General features: G+C 52.2%; 20 protein-coding genes. 12 read left to right on the top strand and 8 right to left on the bottom strand.

The annotated features are described in order from the left end of the window. The first annotated feature begins 44 nt into the window (after positions 1-44). Positions 45-410, top strand: coding sequence for a VOC family protein (locus ACSIPU_RS10540; RefSeq protein WP_004099432.1), 366 nt, complete (start codon positions 45-47; stop codon positions 408-410). 14 nt (positions 411-424) lie between these two features. Continuing rightward, entirely contained in the window at positions 425-1,114 is a 690-nt protein-coding gene (locus ACSIPU_RS10535) for a helix-turn-helix transcriptional regulator (protein ID WP_004099434.1), read from the top strand. 43 nt (positions 1,115-1,157) lie between these two features. On the opposite strand, the gene ACSIPU_RS10530 is transcribed toward ACSIPU_RS10535, so the two are convergent. Together ACSIPU_RS10530 and ACSIPU_RS10525 are read right to left on the bottom strand one after the other, a co-directional pair. Next, positions 1,158-2,042, bottom strand: a complete 885-nt coding sequence (locus tag ACSIPU_RS10530; protein ID WP_004099436.1) for a nucleoside-specific channel-forming protein Tsx — start codon at positions 2,040-2,042, stop codon at positions 1,158-1,160. Between the two features lie 296 nt (positions 2,043-2,338). Further along, positions 2,339-2,881, bottom strand: a complete 543-nt coding sequence (locus tag ACSIPU_RS10525) for a DUF3251 domain-containing protein (RefSeq protein ID WP_004099446.1) — start codon at positions 2,879-2,881, stop codon at positions 2,339-2,341. A gap of 147 nt (positions 2,882-3,028) precedes the next feature. Here ACSIPU_RS10525 and nrdR point away from each other — a divergent pair, with 147 nt between their 5' ends. The 6 genes from nrdR to pgpA all read left to right on the top strand — a co-directional run bounded on the left by nrdR (position 3,029) and on the right by pgpA (position 7,133). Then, complete coding sequence (nrdR, locus tag ACSIPU_RS10520; RefSeq protein WP_004099449.1) at positions 3,029-3,478, top strand: transcriptional regulator NrdR; 450 nt, start codon at positions 3,029-3,031, stop codon at positions 3,476-3,478. 3 nt (positions 3,479-3,481) lie between these two features. Then, entirely contained in the window at positions 3,482-4,585 is a 1,104-nt protein-coding gene (gene ribD / locus ACSIPU_RS10515; RefSeq protein ID WP_016808652.1) for a bifunctional diaminohydroxyphosphoribosylaminopyrimidine deaminase/5-amino-6-(5-phosphoribosylamino)uracil reductase RibD, read from the top strand. Positions 4,586-4,678: 93 nt separating this feature from the next. Then, positions 4,679-5,149, top strand: coding sequence for a 6,7-dimethyl-8-ribityllumazine synthase (gene ribH, locus ACSIPU_RS10510; protein WP_003021575.1), 471 nt, complete (start codon positions 4,679-4,681; stop codon positions 5,147-5,149). 19 nt (positions 5,150-5,168) lie between these two features. After that, the gene (gene nusB / locus ACSIPU_RS10505) at positions 5,169-5,588 is read left to right on the top strand and encodes a transcription antitermination factor NusB (protein WP_004099457.1); all 420 of its coding nucleotides are present in this window, start codon (positions 5,169-5,171) and stop codon (positions 5,586-5,588) included. Positions 5,589-5,662: 74 nt separating this feature from the next. Next, entirely contained in the window at positions 5,663-6,637 is a 975-nt protein-coding gene (gene thiL / locus ACSIPU_RS10500; protein WP_004099460.1) for a thiamine-phosphate kinase, read from the top strand. Next, the gene (pgpA, locus tag ACSIPU_RS10495; protein ID WP_004099462.1) at positions 6,618-7,133 is read left to right on the top strand and encodes a phosphatidylglycerophosphatase A; all 516 of its coding nucleotides are present in this window, start codon (positions 6,618-6,620) and stop codon (positions 7,131-7,133) included. Before thiL ends, pgpA begins: the two co-directional genes overlap by 20 nt. Before the next feature lie 268 nt (positions 7,134-7,401). On the opposite strand, the gene ACSIPU_RS10490 is transcribed toward pgpA, so the two are convergent. The 4 genes from ACSIPU_RS10490 to xseB are packed head-to-tail and all read right to left on the bottom strand — an operon-like array spanning position 7,402 to position 11,459. Further along, a complete protein-coding gene (locus ACSIPU_RS10490) occupies positions 7,402-8,376 on the bottom strand; it encodes an aldo/keto reductase (protein ID WP_004110982.1) in 975 nt (324 codons plus the stop codon). Positions 8,377-8,435: 59 nt separating this feature from the next. Then, positions 8,436-10,298, bottom strand: coding sequence for a 1-deoxy-D-xylulose-5-phosphate synthase (gene dxs, locus ACSIPU_RS10485; RefSeq protein WP_016808654.1), 1,863 nt, complete (start codon positions 10,296-10,298; stop codon positions 8,436-8,438). Between the two features lie 18 nt (positions 10,299-10,316). Then, positions 10,317-11,216 carry a (2E,6E)-farnesyl diphosphate synthase gene (ispA, locus tag ACSIPU_RS10480; protein ID WP_004099466.1) on the bottom strand — a complete coding sequence of 300 codons (900 nt, stop codon included), beginning with the start codon at positions 11,214-11,216 and terminating at the stop codon, positions 10,317-10,319. Further along, positions 11,217-11,459: an exodeoxyribonuclease VII small subunit gene (gene xseB, locus ACSIPU_RS10475; protein ID WP_004099468.1), complete on the bottom strand. Its 243-nt coding sequence runs from the start codon at positions 11,457-11,459 to the stop codon at positions 11,217-11,219. It abuts the gene before it with no gap. A gap of 198 nt (positions 11,460-11,657) precedes the next feature. Between xseB and thiI the strand changes: the two genes are divergently transcribed. Together thiI and ACSIPU_RS10465 are read left to right on the top strand one after the other, a co-directional pair. Beyond that, the gene (gene thiI, locus ACSIPU_RS10470; RefSeq protein WP_024273832.1) at positions 11,658-13,106 is read left to right on the top strand and encodes a tRNA uracil 4-sulfurtransferase ThiI; all 1,449 of its coding nucleotides are present in this window, start codon (positions 11,658-11,660) and stop codon (positions 13,104-13,106) included. 23 nt (positions 13,107-13,129) lie between these two features. After that, entirely contained in the window at positions 13,130-13,762 is a 633-nt protein-coding gene (locus ACSIPU_RS10465) for a hypothetical protein (RefSeq protein ID WP_004099473.1), read from the top strand. Between the two features lie 29 nt (positions 13,763-13,791). On the opposite strand, the gene yajL is transcribed toward ACSIPU_RS10465, so the two are convergent. After that, positions 13,792-14,385, bottom strand: coding sequence for a protein deglycase YajL (gene yajL, locus ACSIPU_RS10460; protein ID WP_004099475.1), 594 nt, complete (start codon positions 14,383-14,385; stop codon positions 13,792-13,794). Further along, positions 14,348-15,259 carry a 2-dehydropantoate 2-reductase gene (panE, locus tag ACSIPU_RS10455; protein ID WP_017146517.1) on the bottom strand — a complete coding sequence of 304 codons (912 nt, stop codon included), beginning with the start codon at positions 15,257-15,259 and terminating at the stop codon, positions 14,348-14,350. The genes yajL and panE overlap by 38 nt, the downstream gene beginning before the upstream one ends. A gap of 142 nt (positions 15,260-15,401) precedes the next feature. On the opposite strand from panE, the gene ACSIPU_RS10450 reads away from it, so the two are divergent. Then, a complete protein-coding gene (locus ACSIPU_RS10450) occupies positions 15,402-15,893 on the top strand; it encodes a YajQ family cyclic di-GMP-binding protein (RefSeq protein WP_004099480.1) in 492 nt (163 codons plus the stop codon). 1,248 nt (positions 15,894-17,141) lie between these two features. After that, complete coding sequence (locus ACSIPU_RS10445) at positions 17,142-19,799, top strand: two-partner secretion domain-containing protein (RefSeq protein ID WP_024273834.1); 2,658 nt, start codon at positions 17,142-17,144, stop codon at positions 19,797-19,799. Positions 19,800-19,828: the final 29 nt, after the last annotated feature.

Raw genomic sequence — 19,828 nt, 5'->3', positions numbered from 1 at the left:
TGTCATACACTCCTCCTGAACCCAAACAATGGACAGGAGGAAGTATGAACAACGTCATTAACTGGTTTGAGATCCCGGTTGCCGATATGGATCGTGCCGTGGCGTTTTACGAGCCGGTGATGCAGGTCACGCTGAAACGGGAAAATATGGAGTGTGCCGAAATGGCCGTATTTCCTTATCAGGACCCGGCTCCCGGCGGCGCGCTGGCAAAGTTTGATAGCGTAAAGCCCTCCGATCAGGGATGCATTATCTATCTGCATACCGATAATCTGACGGCCACGCTAGAACGCGTCAACTCTGCGGGCGGAAGCTGCGTTTTTGGCCCCTTTGAGCTGGCGGACGATATCGGCACGATTGCCCTGTTTATCGATAGTGAGGGGAATCGGATTGGTTTGCATCAACCCGCATAAATGAGATAACAAAAATGAGCCGACGCGCCGACCGTCTTTTTCAAATCGTGCAGATCCTGCGGGGGAGGAGATTAACCACCGCCGGATTGTTGGCCGAGCGGCTTGGCGTGTCAGAGCGCACTATTTACCGCGACATTCGCGATCTCTCGCTTTCCGGGGTTCCGGTTGAGGGAGAGGCCGGAAGCGGCTATCGGCTGCTGGCGGGCTATGATCTACCGCCGTTAATGCTGACAACCCAGGAATCGGAAGCGCTGATAGCCGCTATTCGGCTACTGCAAACCTGGGGCGGCGCGTCGCTGTCCCGGGCGCTGGAATCGGCGCAGGAAAAGGTGCTGGCGATATTGCCCGCGGAGAGCCGACGTAAGGCCGAGCAGTCGCGGCTGTTCGCACCGGACTTTGGTTCCCAGGGCTATAGCAAAGATCAGTTTGATTTGGTGCATCGGGCGGTCTCCGCTCAGCAGGCGCTCGCGCTGCGCTATCGTGATGAAGCGGGAAATCAGTCGCAGCGAGAAGTGCTGCCGCTGGGGCTTTTTTTCTGGGGCGAGCGCTGGCTGCTGGTGACCTGGTGCGAGCTGCGTGAGGATTATCGCTGTTTCCGTCTCGACCGCTGTCTGGAGATTTCCGCCACCGGGCGTCATTTCAGCGAACGAGCCGATCGTTCATTGAGTGATTTCTTGCGTAAGGTGAGGTGCGAAGAGCGTTAGCTTTAATTATCCCCGGCGCATTTGCCGGGGATAATCGAGCCGATTAGAAGTTGTAACCGACCACGAAATAACCACCCCAGCCGGTAGAGCGGACGTTAAAGTCGCCGTCGCCGAAGTTCAGTTTCGCGTCATCCGCCCACTGGCCGCCGTTGTGGAAATAACGCGCCACGACGGAGTAGTGCCAGTGATCGTAGTTCAGCGCCAGGATATGGCTGGAAGCGATGGAGTTGCTGGTGCGTGAATGCTTACCGTTCAAATCATAAGAGTTGTCATCGCCCAGATCGGAGCCCCAGTCAAAGTTGGTGAAGCCGATATAGCTCAGTGAACCGCCCCACAGATCGGTCAGGGGCACAAAGTATTTCACTTTGAAACGGTAACCGTCCCATTCGTTCTCGTTAGATGCGCCATAGTTTTGCCACTGATATTTTGCATAGACGTTCAGGGAGAGGCTCATCGGCAGGCCGGTATCGATATCGGTACCCAGACCCATATACCAGGTGCTCTGACGACCGGATTTGTTGCGGCCCATGTCGTAGATATAGTTGTTGGCGAAATACCACTCTTTGAACGGGCCGAAGCTGAGGTCGGTACCGGTCAGTTTATCGATAGAGAAGCGCGGCTCAATTTCCATAAACAGCGGAGAACCGTGGTTCCAGATACCTTTCGCGTCGGTGTTGCCGCCGAAGAATACCGGCGCATCCATATAGCCATAGAAATCAAACCAGTCTTTCTTAGCGAACGCTTCATATTCCAGATAAGTATCGTTACGAATCTGCGGCCCAAAACGAGTGTGGTAGCTGCCCACCACGTTCACACTCTGGTGCCACCAATCAGACAGATATTGCGGTTTGTCGTTTTCTGCCGCGCTGGCAGAGAAAGATGCGGAGAGCGCCAGAGCTGCGCCAGCTGCCAGTAATGTTTTTTTCATAATGATGCCACTGTTTAAATTAAGCCTGAAGGCGTTAAAAGAATCGCCGTAGCGTTTCTAAATATTTCGTATTTCTGTGGCGTCTATTATAGGAATCATTGCTCACAAAAATATGTGTTGTTTCACATAACGAAGACATAGGTAATCGATTGCGTTCACGATTTTATGCATTTCTTGACGAAATGCCACCGAAATTCATAATTCCTGTCAATTTTTAGTGAACCGATCGGGAAATCTGTAAGTGGATTTGCACAGCGGAAAAAAAGCCGGATGTTGAACGCATCCGGCAGACGGCATTACTGCATACTGGCGGGCTGAATATCGTGGATGCGAACGAAGCCAACCTGCTCTGGCGTCACGCCATTCAGGCGCAGCGGAATGTCGACATCGCTCGGCGCCAGGACGCTTGCCGGAGCGCTAATGAGCTGATTTTGTACATTAACCTCCTGGTAGCTATCGGTTGTGCCGCTGATCTGCCCGGAGGCGACCGTCGCGCTAAAGGCCGGCAGCGGATCGTTTGATTCCCCCTGAATGCGCAGGGTGAGGCGGGTACCGTCGCCATCCGGGGCGATATTGAGCAGCGACATGCGCAGGGTACCAATCTGGCTTTTCAGGCGAGCTGGCGTTTTCGCCTCCGGCAGCAGGTATACGCCGCTGTTAGATTTCGCGTTCAGAACGTTTTGCTGAGTAATTTTTACCGTTTGCTGATTGAGCTGGGTCATCTCTTTGCTCAGAGTGCTCACGCTCTGGTTCATCTGGCGAATTTCGCTTTGCTGCGCGCAGGCGCTAAGGGTGAAAATGCTACCCACAATGGCCAGCTTTAAATAACGTCTTGTCATAGTCGAGATTCCGTTAACAGAGGATGCTTAATGGTAGATCGTTCGGCTAAACGCACTATAGATCCTTTGTCTCAAAAGCTCTTTCTTTGTTGTCGGGTCACTTCGCGGTAAACTACCTGTTAGTTTAACTACTTGTCAGGACGCGCTATGCATTGCCCTTTCTGTTTCGCCGTAGATACCAAGGTTATCGACTCACGTCTGGTGGGCGAAGGCTCTTCCGTGCGTCGTCGCCGCCAGTGTCTGGTCTGCAACGAACGCTTTACGACGTTTGAAGTGGCGGAGCTGGTGATGCCGCGAGTCGTAAAAAGCAACGACGTGCGCGAGCCTTTTAATGAGGACAAACTGCGCAGCGGCATGCTTAAAGCACTGGAAAAGCGTCCGGTCAGCTCAGATGACGTCGAAATGGCGCTTAACCACATTAAAACCCACCTGCGCGGAACCGGCGAACGTGAAGTGCCGAGCAAAATGATCGGCAATCTGGTGATGGAACAGCTGAAAAAGCTCGATAAAGTGGCCTATATCCGCTTCGCTTCCGTCTATCGCAGTTTCGAAGATATCAAAGAGTTTGGCGAAGAGATCGCCCGCTTACAGGACTGATCCATGCAGGACGAAATATACATGGCGCGAGCGCTGAAGCTGGCTGCGCGCGGACGCTTCACGACTCACCCAAATCCGAATGTCGGCTGCGTGATTGTCAAAGATGGCGAGATCGTCGGCGAAGGTTTTCACTATCGCGCCGGTGAACCGCACGCGGAGGTGCATGCGCTGCGCATGGCGGGCGAAAAAGCCCAGGGCGCGACGGCGTACGTGACGCTGGAACCCTGCAGCCATCACGGGCGTACGCCGCCGTGCTGCGAAGCGCTAATTGCCGCAGGGGTAACCCGCGTCGTTGCCGCAATGCAGGACCCCAATCCCCAGGTCGCGGGGCGCGGTCTGTACCGCTTGCAGCAGGAGGGCGTTGACGTCAGCCACGGGCTGATGATGAATGAAGCCGAAGCGCTGAATAAAGGTTTTCTCAAGCGCATGCGCACCGGCTTCCCGTGGATCCAGCTAAAAATGGGCGCATCGCTGGACGGCCGCACGGCGATGGCCAGCGGAGAGAGCCAGTGGATCACCTCACCGCAGGCGCGGCGTGATGTCCAGCGCCTGCGCGCGCAAAGCCACGCTATTCTGACCAGCAGCGCGACGGTGCTGGCGGACGATCCGGCGCTGACCGTACGCTGGGACGAGCTCAACGCTGAAACCCAGGCGCTGTACCCGCAGGAAAATCTGCGCCAGCCTTTACGCATCGTTATTGATAGCCACAATCGCGTCACGCCGCAGCACCGTATCGTGCAGCAGGCGGGCGAAACGCTGTTTGCCCGCACCCGTGAAGATGAACGGCAGTGGCCGGAGAGCGTACGTACTCTGCTGGTGCCGGAGCATAACGGTCGGCTGGATCTGGTTTTATTGATGATGCAGCTGGGCAAACAGCAAATTAACTCGATCTGGGTGGAGGCCGGGCCAACGCTTGCCGGCGCGCTGTTGCAAGCCGGGCTGGTGGATGAGCTTATCGTCTATATTGCGCCTAAACTGTTAGGCAGCGATGCGCGCGGATTATGCGCGCTGCCGGGGCTTGAGAAACTAGCGCAAGCACCCCATTTCAAATTCAACGAGATACGTCATGTAGGCCCGGATATTTGCCTGCATTTAGTGAACGCTTGATTTCCCTGGTCAAAAGGGAAAGCAGTGCGCCGATTATTATGATAGAATCCGCCCCCCTTGCGGGGCCAAATGAACTGAACCCGAAGGAAGAGTATGAACATTATTGAAGCTAACGTTGCTACCCCGGACGCTCGCGTCGCCATCACCATTGCGCGTTTCAACAACTTTATCAACGACAGCCTGCTGGAAGGTGCGATTGACGCCCTGAAGCGTATTGGCCAGGTTAAAGATGAAAACATTACCGTTGTTTGGGTTCCAGGCGCGTACGAACTGCCGCTGGCGGCTGACGCACTGGCGAAAACCGGTAAGTATGACGCGGTGATTGCGCTGGGTACCGTTATCCGTGGCGGCACTGCGCATTTTGAATATGTGGCTGGCGGTGCAAGCAATGGCCTGGCGCACGTCGCTCAGGACAGCGGAATCCCGGTAGCCTTCGGTGTTCTGACCACAGAAAGTATTGAACAAGCCATCGAACGCGCTGGCACCAAAGCCGGTAACAAAGGCGCTGAAGCAGCGCTGACCGCGCTGGAAATGATTAACGTATTGAAAGCCATCAAGGCCTGATTTTTGTAAGGGGAATTCCGTGAAACCTGCTGCTCGTCGCCGCGCCCGTGAGTGTGCTGTCCAGGCGCTCTACTCCTGGCAGTTGTCCAAAAACGACATTGCTGATGTCGAATACCAGTTCCTGGCGGAACAGGATGTAAAAGATGTCGACGTTCTGTATTTCCGCGAGCTGCTGTCCGGAGTGGCGACTAACAGCGCGTATCTCGACGGCCTGATGAAGCCGTACCTTTCTCGTCTGCTGGATGAGCTGGGTCAGGTGGAAAAGGCGGTCCTGCGTATCGCGCTGTTTGAGCTGTCAAAGCGTAGCGATGTACCGTACAAAGTTGCGATTAACGAAGCCATTGAACTGGCGAAAACCTTTGGCGCTGAAGATAGCCACAAGTTTGTCAACGGCGTGCTGGACAAAGCTGCCCCGGTAATTCGTCCCAACAAAAAGTAAACTCCAGGGCCGGATTTGCAGAGTCTCACTTCTGCAAACCGGCCTTATTCTTTTCTTTTTCTGAGGCATAACGTATGGCATGCGGCGAATTTTCCCTGATTGCCCGTTATTTTGATCGCGTAAAAAGCGCACGTCTTGATGTTGAAACCGGCATTGGCGACGACTGCGCGCTCCTGAATATCCCCGAGAAAAAAACGCTGGCAATCAGCACCGACACCCTGGTGGCGGGAAACCATTTTTTACCCGACATCGACCCTGCCGACCTCGCCTATAAAGCGCTGGCGGTAAATTTAAGCGATCTGGCGGCGATGGGCGCCGAACCGGCATGGTTAACGCTGGCTCTGACCCTGCCGGAAGCGGACGAAGCCTGGCTTGAAGCCTTTAGCGACAGCCTGTTCGTACAGCTTAACTATTACGATATGCAGCTCATTGGCGGCGATACTACTCGCGGACCGCTGGCGATGACGCTGGGTATTCACGGCTATGTGCCAACGGGACGCGCGCTGAAGCGTTCCGGGGCAAAGCATGGCGACTGGATTTACGTCACCGGCACGCCGGGAGACAGCGCTGCTGGCCTGGCGATTTTGCAGGATCGGCTGCAGGTGGAAGATGCCACCGACGCGGATTACCTCCTGGCGCGTCATCTGCGCCCGCTGCCGCGGGTTCTGCAGGGTCAGGCGCTGCGCGATCTGGCGAATTCGGCCATCGATCTTTCCGACGGCCTGATTTCCGACCTGGGGCATATTCTCAACGCCAGCGGCTGCGGCGCGCGCATCGACCTTGATGCAATGCCGTTCTCGGATGCGATGCTGCGCCAGGTGGATAAGGAGCAGGCGCTGCGCTGGGCGCTCGCCGGCGGTGAGGATTATGAACTGTGCTTTACCGTACCTGAACTCAACCGCGGGGCGCTGGACGTGGCGCTTGCCAATCTCGGCGCGCGTTTTACCTGTATTGGACAGATCGTTCCTGAATCGGAAGGCCTGCAATTCACCCGAGAGGGCAAGCCGGTAACGCTGGACGTTAAGGGGTATGACCATTTTGGCGCGTAGTAGAGATGTGGCGAAAAGCCGGCTGAAGATGAGCAACCCCTGGCATCTGCTGGCAACGGGATTTGGCAGCGGTCTTAGCCCCGTGGTCCCCGGCACGATGGGGTCGCTGGCGTCGATTCCCTTCTGGTACTTGCTGACCTTTATTCCCTGGCAGCTCTATTCGCTGGTGGTGATGATGAGTATCTGCATCGGCGTCTATATTTGTCACCGTACGGCGAAAGATATGGGTACCCACGATCACGGCAGTATCGTCTGGGACGAGTTTGTCGGGATGTGGATTACGCTGATGGCTTTGCCGACGATGGACTGGCAGTGGGTTGCCGCCGGGTTCGTGATTTTTCGCATCTTTGATATGTGGAAGCCGTGGCCTATCCGCTGGTTCGACCGCAATATCCACGGCGGGATGGGGATCATGGTGGATGATATCGTCGCCGGGGTGATTTCCGCCGGGGTGCTGTACGTCATTGGCCACCACTGGCCAATTGGGCTTTTCTAAAGGCCGTGCGGCCCGCCTGACGTGTACCGCCCGTAGATCGTGCAAGCCGGCGTTTCCCGGAGGCGGTGCTGCGCACCTGTCCGGGCTACTGTCCCGCAGACGGTGGAAAACTCGTAGCCCGGCAAGGCGCTTTGCGCCGCCCCCGGGAGCAAAGCGCAGAGTGGCATAATTTCCCGGAGGCGGTGGTCAACCCGTTGTCCGCAGATATTGGTGAATCTGTAGCCCGGCTAAGCGCAGCGCGAGCCGGGAATCTGGTAGGGACGGCGGGTTACTTGAACCCCACGATCGGGTGAGGTTTATACGGTGCTTCCAGCTTCTCAATCTGCTCTGGCGTCAGCGTTAAATCGACCGCATGCAGCAGTTCATCCAGCTGTTCCTGCCTTGACGCGCCGATAATCGGCGCGGCCACGCCGGGCTTGCTCAATAGCCAGGCCAGCGCGACCTGAGCGCGCTCGGCATCAAGCTCTTCCGCGACCTCAGCAAGGTTTGCGGCAATCTGCTCGTCATTCTCATCCATGGCATTATAGAGCGACTTACCGAATTCATCCGATACCAGGCGGGCGGTGGTTTCTCCCCAGGGACGCGTCAGACGACCGCGCGCAAGCGGGCTCCAGGGCATTACCGCGACCCCTGCGCGGCTGCACAGCGGTAGCATCTCATTCTCTTCTTCACGGTAAATCAAATTGTAATGATCCTGCATGGTGACGAAGCGAGCCCAGTTATTTTGCTCCTGCAATGCCAGCGCCTGCGCGAACTGGCGCGCATGCATCGACGATGCGCCGATATAGCGGGCTTTACCCGCCTTGACGACGTCGTTGAGCGCCTCGAGGGTTTCTTCAATGGGCGTGGTGTAATCCCAGCGATGGATCTGCAGCAGGTCGACATACTCCATACCGAGACGGCGCAGGCTGTCGTCAATAGATCGCAGGATCTGCGCCCGCGACAGTCCCTGCGGCAGATCGCCCACCTGATGATAAACCTTGGTCGCGACAATCACGGAATCGCGTCGGGCATATTCGCGCAGCGCGCGGCCGAGGATCTCTTCGCTGCTGCCGTCAGAGTAATTATTGGAGGTGTCGAAAAAGTTAATCCCGCCTTCGAGGGCGTATTTAATGAGTGGGCGGCTGCTCTCTTCCGGTAAGGTCCATGCATGGTTGCCGCGGTCCGGTTCGCCGAAGGTCATACAGCCAAGGCAGAGCCGGGAAACGCGGAGATCGGTATCGCCAAGAGGGATATAGTGCATAGTGCGCTCCTGCTACGGATAAAAGTATCCCTTAAGCATAGCAGGAGCGGTGACGGCAATTATGCTAGCCAGGCGTGGATTTTGGCTTCAATTCCTGCGGCGTCGAGGCCGAGATCGGCATACGCTTCTTCCTGGGTTCCCTGCGGGATGAAGAAATCAGGCAGGCCGAGATTCAGCACCGGCACCGCGCGACGGCGAGACATCAGCAGCTCATTCACGCCGCTGCCCGCGCCGCCCATAATGGCATTCTCTTCCAGCGTAACCAGCACCTCGTGTTCTGCGGCCAGCTGTAGCACCAGCGCTTCATCCAGCGGTTTGGCAAAGCGCATATCCACCAGAGTGGCGTTAAGCTTCTCCGCGACTTTAGCGGCCTGCGGCAGCAGCGTGCCGAAGTTAAGGATGGCGATCTTCTCGCCTTCGCGTTTCACCACGCCTTTACCAATAGGCAGCGATGCCAGCGGTTCAAAGGCAGCACCGGTACCGGAGCCACGCGGATAGCGCACTGCGCTCGGGCCGTCGTTGTAGTGATAGCCGGTATAGAGCATCTGGCGACATTCGTTCTCGTCGCTTGGCGTCATGATAACCATATCCGGGATGCAGCGCAGGAAGGAGATATCAAATGCGCCCTGATGGGTCTGACCGTCAGCGCCAACGATTCCTGCGCGGTCGATAGCGAACAGCACCGGCAGCTTCTGGATAGCGACATCGTGAATCACCTGGTCGTAGGCGCGCTGCAGGAAGGTTGAATAAATCGCCACCACCGGCTTATAGCCGCCAATCGCCAGGCCAGCGGCAAAGGTGACCGCATGCTGTTCGGCGATAGCCACGTCGAAATACTGGCTGGGATACTTTTTCGAAAACTCGACCATTCCTGAACCCTCGCGCATCGCGGGGGTAACGGCCATCAGCTTGTCATCCTTTGCGGCGGTTTCGCACAGCCAGTCGCCGAAGATTTTCGAGTAAGTTGGCAGGCCGCCGCTGCTTTTAGGTAGCACGCCGCTGGTGTGATCGAACTTCGGCACCGCGTGGAAGGTAATCGGGTCTTTTTCGGCGGGCTCATAGCCGCGGCCTTTTTTGGTCATGATATGCAGGAACTGCGGACCTTTCAGGTCGCGCATGTTCTTCAACGTGTTAACCAGACCGATAACATCGTGGCCGTCCACCGGCCCAATGTAGTTAAAGCCCAGCTCTTCAAACAGCGTCCCCGGAACCACCATCCCTTTGATATGTTCCTCGGTGCGTTTGAGCAGCTCTTTAATCGGCGGTACGCCAGAGAAGACCTTTTTGCCGCCTTCGCGCAGCGTGGAGTAGAGTTTTCCGGAAAGCAGCTGCGCCAGATGATTGTTTAGCGCGCCGACGTTCTCAGAGATCGACATTTCGTTATCGTTGAGCACTACCAGCAGGTCGGGTTTGATATCACCAGCGTGGTTCATTGCTTCAAACGCCATCCCGGCGGTGATCGCCCCGTCGCCGATCACGCAGACCGCGCGACGCTGCTTATCTTCTTTGGCTGCGGCGATGGCTATGCCGATGCCGGCGGAGATAGAAGTGGACGAGTGGCCGACGCTAAGAACGTCATACTCGCTCTCCCCGCGCCAGGGAAAGGGGTGCAGTCCGCCTTTCTGACGGATAGTCCCGATTTGATCGCGGCGTCCGGTCAGAATTTTATGCGGGTAAGCCTGGTGGCCGACGTCCCAGATAAGGCGATCGAAAGGCGTGTTATAGACGTAGTGCAGCGCCACGGTTAGCTCTACCGTGCCGAGGCCGGAGGCAAAGTGCCCGCTGGAGCGGCTGACGCTGTCCAGCAGGTAGCGCCGCAGTTCGTCGCACAGTTTCGGCAGGCTATCTTTCGGCAACAAACGCAACTCCTGGGTGGAGTCCACCAGCGCCAGGGTCGGGTATTTGGCAATATCAAAACTCATCAGAGACTCATTTATTGTTTATTTATCACGCTGAATTATGTAATTCGCGAGCGCTTCCAGTGCCGTGGTATCCAGAGATTGCGCGGCCAGCTCGTTTAACGACCGGCGGGCGTCGGTAATCAGGTCATGGGCCTTTTTCCGGGCTTGCTCAAGTCCCAGAAGGGCGGGGTAGGTACTTTTGCCCAACTGCTGGTCGGCTCCCTGACGTTTGCCAAGGGTGGCAGTATCCCCTACCACGTCGAGAATGTCATCCTGGACCTGGAAGGCGAGACCGATATTTTCTGCGTATCGATCGAGAGCGGGCAACGCTCTGCGTCCGGCTTCACCTGCGCTCAGTGCGCCCATTCGTACCGCTGCGCGAATCAATGCACCGGTCTTATGGCGATGAATACGCTCCAGCGACGGCAGGTCAACCTGATGACCTTCCGCTTCCAGATCCAGCGCCTGACCGCCGCACATCCCGGCGATGCCGCTGGCCTGCGCCAGTTCAGAAATCATCGCCAGACGATCGCGATCCGGTACTTCCGGCATCGGCGCATCACTCAGTATAGAAAACGCCAGCGTTTGTAGGGCGTCTCCAGCAAGAATTGCGTTCGCCTCACCGAATTTTATATGGCAGGTCGGCTGTCCACGGCGCAAATCATCATCGTCCATTGCCGGAAGATCGTCGTGCATTAGCGAATAGGCATGGATGCATTCGACGGCGGCGGCGGGAGCGTCCAGCGTAGCGCGGCTAACGCCAAACATGTCGCCGGTCGCGTAAACCAGAAACGGGCGCAGGCGCTTGCCGCCCAATAGTGCGCCGTACTGCATGGCTTCGACCAGCGGAGTGTTCTGAAAGGGCTGCGGAGCGATAAAACGACGCAGCGCTTCGTTAGCCTGCTCAACGCACGACTGTAGCTGTTGCGGAAAATCCATTTATTCAGCGTCCGGCGTAAAAGGCGTCAGCGGCGCATCTTCGCTATCCGCCAGCAAAATTTGCACGCGCTGCTCGGCCTGCTGCAGCTTTGCCTGCCCCTGGCGCGCAAGCTGTATGCCGCGCTCGAATTCGCCGAGCGCTTCTTCTAGCGGCAGCGAGCCGCTTTCCAGACGATTAACAATCTGCTCCAGCTCGCCCAGGGCGGTCTCAAAGCTGGCCGGGGCCTCATTTTTCTTTGGCATAGTGAATATAGACTCTTGTTATGTCTCGATGGCTATCAATATGGTAACGAAGTCGCGCGGTTAATCAAATAACGCGCAATGCCAGGTGAAAAGCGTCCAATAGTGGTATACTCCGCGCCCTGGATGCAGACGCCGATCGCGCCTGTACAACTTTTTATGCTTAAAGCCCCGTCGGGCTTGCCAACGAATATTGTCGCCATGAAGTTTATCATTAAATTGTTCCCGGAAATCACCATCAAAAGCCAATCTGTGCGATTGCGCTTCATTAAAATTTTAACCGGGAACATTCGTAACGTTCTCAAAAACTATGATGAGACGCTTGCCGTCGTTCGTCATTGGGATCATATCGAGGTTCGGGCAAAGGATGAAAACCAGCGCCTGGCTATTCGCGATGCCCTGACCCGTATCCCCGGTATTCACCATATTCTTGAAGTCGAGGACGTTCCTTATACTTCCCTGCACGATATTTTCGAGCAGACGCTGCCGCTGTGGCGTGAAGCGCTGGAAGGTAAAACCTTCTGCGTGCGCGTTAAGCGCCGCGGTAAGCATGAGTTTACCTCAATCGAAGTCGAGCGCTACGTTGGCGGCGGTTTGAACCAACATATTGAAACGGCGCGCGTGAAGTTAACCGACCCCGATGTGACGGTGAACCTCGAGATTGAAAACGATCGCCTGCTGCTGGTTAAAGGGCGCTATGAAGGTATTGGCGGTTTCCCGATAGGCACCCAGGAAGACGTGTTGTCGCTTATTTCCGGCGGTTTCGACTCCGGCGTCTCCAGCTATATGCTGATGCGTCGCGGTTGTCGCGTGCACTACTGCTTCTTTAATCTCGGCGGCGCTGCGCATGAAATCGGCGTACGTCAGGTGGCGCACTACCTGTGGAACCGTTTCGGCAGTTCCCACCGGGTACGTTTCGTGGCGATTAACTTCGAACCCGTGGTTGGCGAGATTCTGGAAAAAGTCGATGATGGCCAGATGGGCGTGGTGCTCAAGCGTATGATGGTTCGCGCGGCGTCAAAAGTCGCCGAGCGCTACGGCGTGCAGGCGCTGGTTACCGGCGAAGCGCTGGGACAGGTCTCCAGCCAGACGCTGACCAACCTGCGTCTGATCGACAACGTCTCGGATACCCTGATTCTGCGTCCGCTGATTTCACACGATAAAGAGCACATTATTAATCTGGCGCGTGAAATCGGTACCGAAGATTTTGCCCGTACCATGCCGGAATACTGCGGGGTTATCTCGAAGAGCCCGACCATTAAAGCGGTAAAGGCGAAGATCGAGGCGGAAGAAGAGCACTTCGATTTCGACATCCTGGAAAGAGTGGTAGCGGAAGCGACGAATATCGATATCCGCGATATTGCTCAGCAGACAGAACAGGACGTGGTGGAAGTGGAAACCGTCAGCGGCTTTGGCCCGAACGACGTAATCCTCGACATTCGTTCTGTCGACGAACAGGATGACAGGCCGTTAAAGGTGGAAGGCGTGGATGTGGTCTCTCTACCGTTCTATAAGCTCAGCACCAAATTTGGCGATCTCGACCAGAATAAAACCTGGCTGCTGTGGTGTGAACGCGGCGTGATGAGCCGCCTGCAGGCGCTGTATCTGCGCGAGCAGGGCTTCCAGAACGTGAAGGTGTATCGCCCATAACAAATTGATAACAAGGATGTTATATGATTCCTGAACAACCCGCAGGCCAGGATGGCGTGCCGTTGACGATTTATATTCCGGGACAGTGTTTGTCGTTTTCCCAATACCAGTGGGGAGCGAGGCTGGCCCGGCTCGCATTGCCAGAACGTCGCCGCCGTTTAGCTCCTGTACCCGCATTTCTTATTAGCACACTTATTATGTGGCTGATTTTTGCCTTTTTTGCGTCATTGAGCGATGGTCATTATCAGTTCAGATTAAGCGCCTGGTCCATTAGCGATGGGGCGGGCGAGTATCTTTTCAGGTTACGCAATTCAAAGGTGATAGCCGTTTTTCTGGGATGCTACATTGTCGGCGTGTTGACCATCCGGCTTCTTTATCGCCGATTTCAGAGATGTTGGTCCCGTCGCTTTTATGACGCCAATGAAGCTATTCGCAGCGGATATTGCCTTCAGCTGTGGGAGGAGGGCGTAAGCTGGATGGATCACTCTAATCAAAATTACCGGGCTTTTCTGGCGTGGAGACACGTTAAGGGGATCGTAACTCACGGAAAAATGGATTATTTAGATTTAGGGACCTTAGGATTTTTGTGGATCCCCGTTGATTTAGATGCGTATCCGCGAGCGCAGGTATTCAGGTTTATTGAACGTCATATGTGAAGGTAACGGCGGAAATTTCCGCCGTTGGCTCACGCTTCGTAGTAGTTATAAATTCCCGCCGCCATGACCAGCTGTGATGCGACTTCATGGGCTTTTTCACGCCCAACCAGCAGATCAATTATCTTTAAAGCGAAATCAATGGACGTCCCGGGCGCCTGGCTGGTAAGTAGCTTAACGCGAGCATCCCAGACGACGCGCCTGTCCTGCCACTGCCCGGCAGGAATGCGATCTTTCAACCCGGGAAATCCGGTCATATTGCCGATGGGGAACAGATTATGCGGCACCAGTACGGTGGCCGCCGCGGCGCAGATCGCTGCGACGATACGCCCGGAAAGGTGAAACTGACGCACGGTCTCAACCAGCAGAGGGCTGTCGCGGAAGCACTCGGCGCCCTTAATGCCGCCAGGAAGAATGATGATATCGAAGTCGCCATCGGCCACTTCCACCAGTGGCGCATCGGCCAGCAGCTTGACGCCGCGCGAGCAGACAATCGTCAGATCGCCATCGCTGGCGACGCTGGCGGTTGTGACCTTTATGCCGCCGCGAACGAGTAAATCTATGGTGGTGACCGCTTCGGTCTCTTCGCTACCAGGGGCGAGGCAAATCAGTGCCGACGCGCTCATATTCATTCTCCTTACGCTTAACCAGTTCAAACAGACGGGTATTTTCAGGTACGGCTATACCGTGGGCTCGAGCACGCTTTAGCAGAAAACCGGTAATATAGTCGATTTCCGTATGGCGCTGGGCGAGAATATCCTGCAGCATTGAAGAAGTATTTTCTGCCGTACTTTCAATAACCTGATGAACATAGAATAACAGGTTTTCCGGCGAGGTATGCATCCCCTCGCGCTCCATAACCGCCGCAACTTCATAGCAGATGTCAGCGACCTCCTGAGGATATTCGCGTAAGGCGCCGTTATGGCAGTTCTTCAACGCCGTCAGCGGGTTGATCACGCAGTTAACAGCCAGCTTACTCCAGATTGCGGGGTAGATATTATTATGCCAGGCAACGTCAGGTAGCACGCCCTGGAGCACATCGGCAAGATAACTGTAGTCCTGCGGATAATTTTTCGCTGGACCAATGTGGCTGGTGCCATTGGCAACATGGACAATGACGTTGCCGTCGCGGCGAGCAGCCTGGGTTGTCGAAGCCATCAGCAGCGGCTGTCTGATGCTTTTAAGCTCATCCACGGTTCCCATACCATTATGCATGAGCAAAACAGGCGATGATGAGGGCAAAATTGCGCTCAGATTTTTCACCGCGTTGGAGACCTGCCAGGCTTTCAGCGTGACCAGTAACAGGTCGCTACTGGCGAGAAAATCAGGATCGTTAGCGATAAATGATTCATTAAACACGCTACCGTCGGTATCAATGACATTGACGCTACAGAATGGCTGGGGGACGCGTAACCAGCCCTGGACTTCATGCCCGTGTTTGTACAGCGCAGTTAGCCATAACTGTCCCAGTGCACCGCATCCGAGTACGGTTACTTTCATTATTCCTCCTCACCTGTGAGTGCTGCATCAGGTGCTCATGGCTAAAGTATAGCGTTATCAGTTATCCTTTCGGGATAACAAGTTGAGTTATGTCGCGTTGCAGGTATTATGCAACGCAAAAGAAACTGAAGGAGAGGAAAAGATGCCATCTTTCGATATTGTCTCTGAAGTCGATCTTCAGGAAGTTCGAAACGCCGTAGAGAACGCGACCCGTGAAGTTGAATCGCGTTTTGATTTTCGTAACGTCGAAGCGAGCTTTGAACTGAACGAAAAGAACGAGTCCATCAAGGTCCTCAGTGAGTCTGATTTCCAGATTAATCAACTGCTGGATATTCTGCGCGCCAAGCTGCTTAAACGCGGAATTGAAGGCAGTTCTATTGAAGTTCCGGATGAGTTCGTGCACAGCGGTAAGACCTGGTTTGTCGATGCAAAGCTGAAGCAGGGAATTGAGAGCGCGACGCAGAAGAAAATCGTTAAGCTTATCAAGGACAGTAAGCTGAAGGTGCAGGCGCAGATCCAGGGTGAAGAAATTCGCGTTACTGGAAAATCTCGTGACGATCTGCAGGCGGTTATGGCTCTGGTACGCGGCGGTGATTTAGGTCAGCCGTTCCAGTTCAAAAATTTCCGCGATTAGCCAGTATGCTCAGATAGTACACGCTTATCCGGCCCATTAGAACGGTCGGATAAGCCGTCGCCCATTTTCACTCACGTTCTGAATCATGACATTTTAAATGTGAAATTAATGAGTTCAACTACACAATAATATTCCCTTTAGTTAATCAATCTCCTTTCAGCCTTGCAACAGCGGCTTGCTCTCAGACATTAAACCCGCATATCGATTATGACTGGTAAGCGGTACAGCACGCCAGTTGCATAATACTGGCGATAGCCGGCAAGGTTATGTCCTTGAGCTTGCATTCAAATATATTTCATGTTTTGCCATACTAATTCCTTAATAGACTATTCATTGACGTATTAGCGCTTTTACTCATCAAAGAGTCGGTTGAATTATTCGAATTTCACTATGTTGCCACCATATAAAATTTGTCTGGTAGGGGAATATGGAGATGTTTTTATTCATCGTACTTATTATTTACCTGCCTGGTATTTTTATAATTTAATGTTCAATAACACATCGCATAAGGTATCAGAAATTGATGAAAATAAAATTAAAGCGATTTCAGATAGGTAACACTAACATCCGGATGTTTACCAGAACCCTCACTTTATTAATATTGTGAAATGAGTTTTCGAACGAATAGCGCCTGTCTGAATGGTGTGTTTATCTGAGGTTGCTGCTAAAATCCAATAAAATCAGATTGTTGAAGCCCGGATTTGAGCGGTGTTATTCTTTTTGATTTCGCATGAAACAATAGTAAACACAAAGTTGAGGATATTAGAAATCTTCCGATTTAATTTAAAGATAATATTCATTCTTGATCTTCATCATGAAGGTCTGGAAGTTGATATAATGGGTAATAATTCACTTTTGTTTATGAAACTATTCGAGGAAAGTATAGCGAAGTCAGTTAAGTGTTGTATGAAAGTTGTGGCCGGCAGGGATAATATCAGCGGCCTAAACCATAAGGTGCAGAACAGAGATAAGCTTACGCGGATACAACCTCTGCAGAGGGTAAAATTCGTAAATTAAAAATATAATCGACTAAATATTTTGCTTAAAAATACTAAAGTTTATGCTTCATATATTTCATAAATCATATTAGTTGCTGTATACAAGATGTTGATGAATTGGATGTGATTTATACACAAGGATCGGTGCACTAATTAGTGTGCTAAAAATGGCCTGATGTGAATGATGATGCTTGCACATTGTGTAATTCCATCAGGCTGTGCTCTATCAATACTATCTGAAAAGGTTTATATGAAACATTACGCGAATAAAAAAAGAATGCTAAAATTAAATCCTGTTGCTGCTTCAATATTACTGCTTTTACCGGTAATGGCCCAGGCTGATATCTCAATCATTAATGGGAACGTCACGTCAGCAAACGGTGTTCCTGTTGTGAATATTAAAGAAGCAAATAGCAAAGGACTTTCACATAACGTTTACGAAACACTGAACGTGGGCAAAGAAGGGGTGATTTTCAATAACTCCGCCAGCGCTGTGCAAACGACTCTGGCCGGGCAGATTGAAGGTAATGCTAATCTCGCGGGTGGAACCGCGAAAGTTATTCTGAATGAAGTAACTTCAAAAAATGCAAGTACCATCAACGGGATGATGGAAGTGGCCGGCGATTCTGCTCATCTGATCATTGCTAACCCAAATGGGATTACCACCCAAGGGGGTGGTTTCATCAATGCGGAAAAAGGGACGCTGACGACCGGTACGCCAAATGTAAAAGATGGTGCATTAACCGGTTATACCGTGAAGGGCGGCAATATTACTGTTGGTAACTTCCAAAGTGAATCACCCACAGAAATTTTAGCCCGCAGCGTCAAAGTGAACGGAAGTCTAAGAGTTGATGAGCTATCAGTCACCGCAGGCAACAACGTTATCGATGTCGATGGTTCTATCACCGGCACAGTGGAGGCCATCGATAAAGCTGCTTCCTATGGCGTGGATGTCTCTAAACTCGGCGGTATGTATGCCAACCGCATTAATTTGATTAGCACTGAAGGCGGCGTTGGGGTACGTAACGAAGGGACTATTGCCGGCGGTGCCAGTGGCCTTAATATCACTAGCAACGGTAAGCTAATAAATAACAGCGCTATGATTCAATCTAGTGGCGACATAGCTGTAAATACCAATGGTGCTCTGGATAATATAAACGGTAAAATTAACAGCGGTAGAAGTATTACAATTGATACTGCCAAAAGCAGCATCAATAATACCACTGGGGGAAATATTTCTGCTGCATCAGATATTAACATTCTAAGCGGTGCACTGGATAATGCCAATGGTAAGATTGCATCTGGAGGAATGTTAACGGTTAATACCAACAATAATAAGCTGAACAACTCCGGAAGAAGCAAAAACGCTGGTATCGAAGCGGCAATAGTACTTATCGAGAGCGGAGAACTCAGCAATAGTAATGGTCAAATACATGGCAATTATATTAATCTAAAGAATAGCTCTATGGCTAATAACTCTGGCGTTATTGATGCCGATGGAAACGTAGAGATTAATAGTACTGGTAATATAGAAAATATAACTGGCTTGATTCGCTCCAGTGCAGCTAATGTGAAAATAACAACTACTAAAGCTATTAAAAATAACAATAATAAATCACTCGATCCGGCCGGTGCTGAGGCCAAAGGTATAATTTCTGGAAGCGGCACAGACATCTCGGCAGATTATGTCTTTAATAATGCTGGAACAATCGCCTCAGCTGGTGATATTAAATTAAAGACCACTAGAGATATCGATAACTACCAGGGGAAAATTGAAAGTAGTCAGAATATTTCAATCGAAGGTCGTGAGCTGCGGACCAGCCAGGCAGGAATCAATGGTATAAAAGGTGTTAATATCGAGCTTAGCGACAAATTTGATAGCCGTCTTGCTATGGTAACGTCTACCGAGGGTGACGTATCGATTAAAGCTAACAAAATTATTAACGACAGCTCATTGATTCTCGCCAAAAATATCAACGTTGAATCAGGCTCATATCTGGACAGCAAGTATTCAATGATGGTCTCCGATGAAAACCTGACGTTAAAGGCGGAAGGCGACATTAATGTTAGTTCTAGTAACATGTTTGGAGCTTATGCTGGACAATATTTCGGTTATATCAACCAGGAAGGCGGTGTAATCGCCGGTAAAGATCTGAATATTACCGCAAAAAATGTCAACAATACTTCTGGACGTATTATCTCTCAGTCGGGAGATGCTAACATTAACCTTTCTGGTAACCTGGCAAACAACAAAGGGCAGGTGGTTGCTAATTCTGGCAACATGAACATCGCTGCCAAACATGTTGCTGCAGATTATTCAACCGTTTACAGTGCAGGCAACATGAATATTAATGTTGACTCGCTGTCTTTAGAAGGTAACGGTTCTATCGCTAAAAATACCGCAACTGGTATTATTTCCTCAGATAGAGATATTTTCATAAATGTTAATGGTGATTATTTCAATAATGGCTGGATTAGTGGCAAGGGGGATGTGACTGTAAAAAGCACCGGCTATTTAAGAAATTCTCATACCATTAATGCTGACGGGAATCTTAACGTTAGTGGATACACTATAGCTAACAATAAAGATATCGTTTCTGGGAAGGCATTGACAATTACTACCAATACTGACTTGACCAACAATGCTAATGGTAATATCACTGGGTATACGACCAGGGTCGATGCTAATAATGTCTCTAATATGGGTAACCTGGTTGCTTCATCCCAACTCAATCTGAATGTGGCAAATAATATCTATAATTATTTGAATATCTATACCGAAGGAAAAGCAGTAATCAATGCCAAAAAAGTTATCAATACTGGCTTTTGGGCTGTCTTTGGTGGGGCTCAAGGACTTCAGACAGCTGCAAATATAACAAATATATTTGGTACTGTGGTTGGTAAATAGATAGAACGCTAAATATAAGGTAAAGGCAG

The sequence above is a fragment of the Klebsiella sp. HN106 genome (genome assembly GCF_051209435.1).
In the GTDB taxonomy this organism is placed as follows: Bacteria; Pseudomonadota; Gammaproteobacteria; order Enterobacterales; family Enterobacteriaceae; genus Klebsiella; species Klebsiella oxytoca.
Note: the sequence above shows the minus strand (reverse complement) of the source record. Positions and strands in the feature narration are given on the sequence as shown.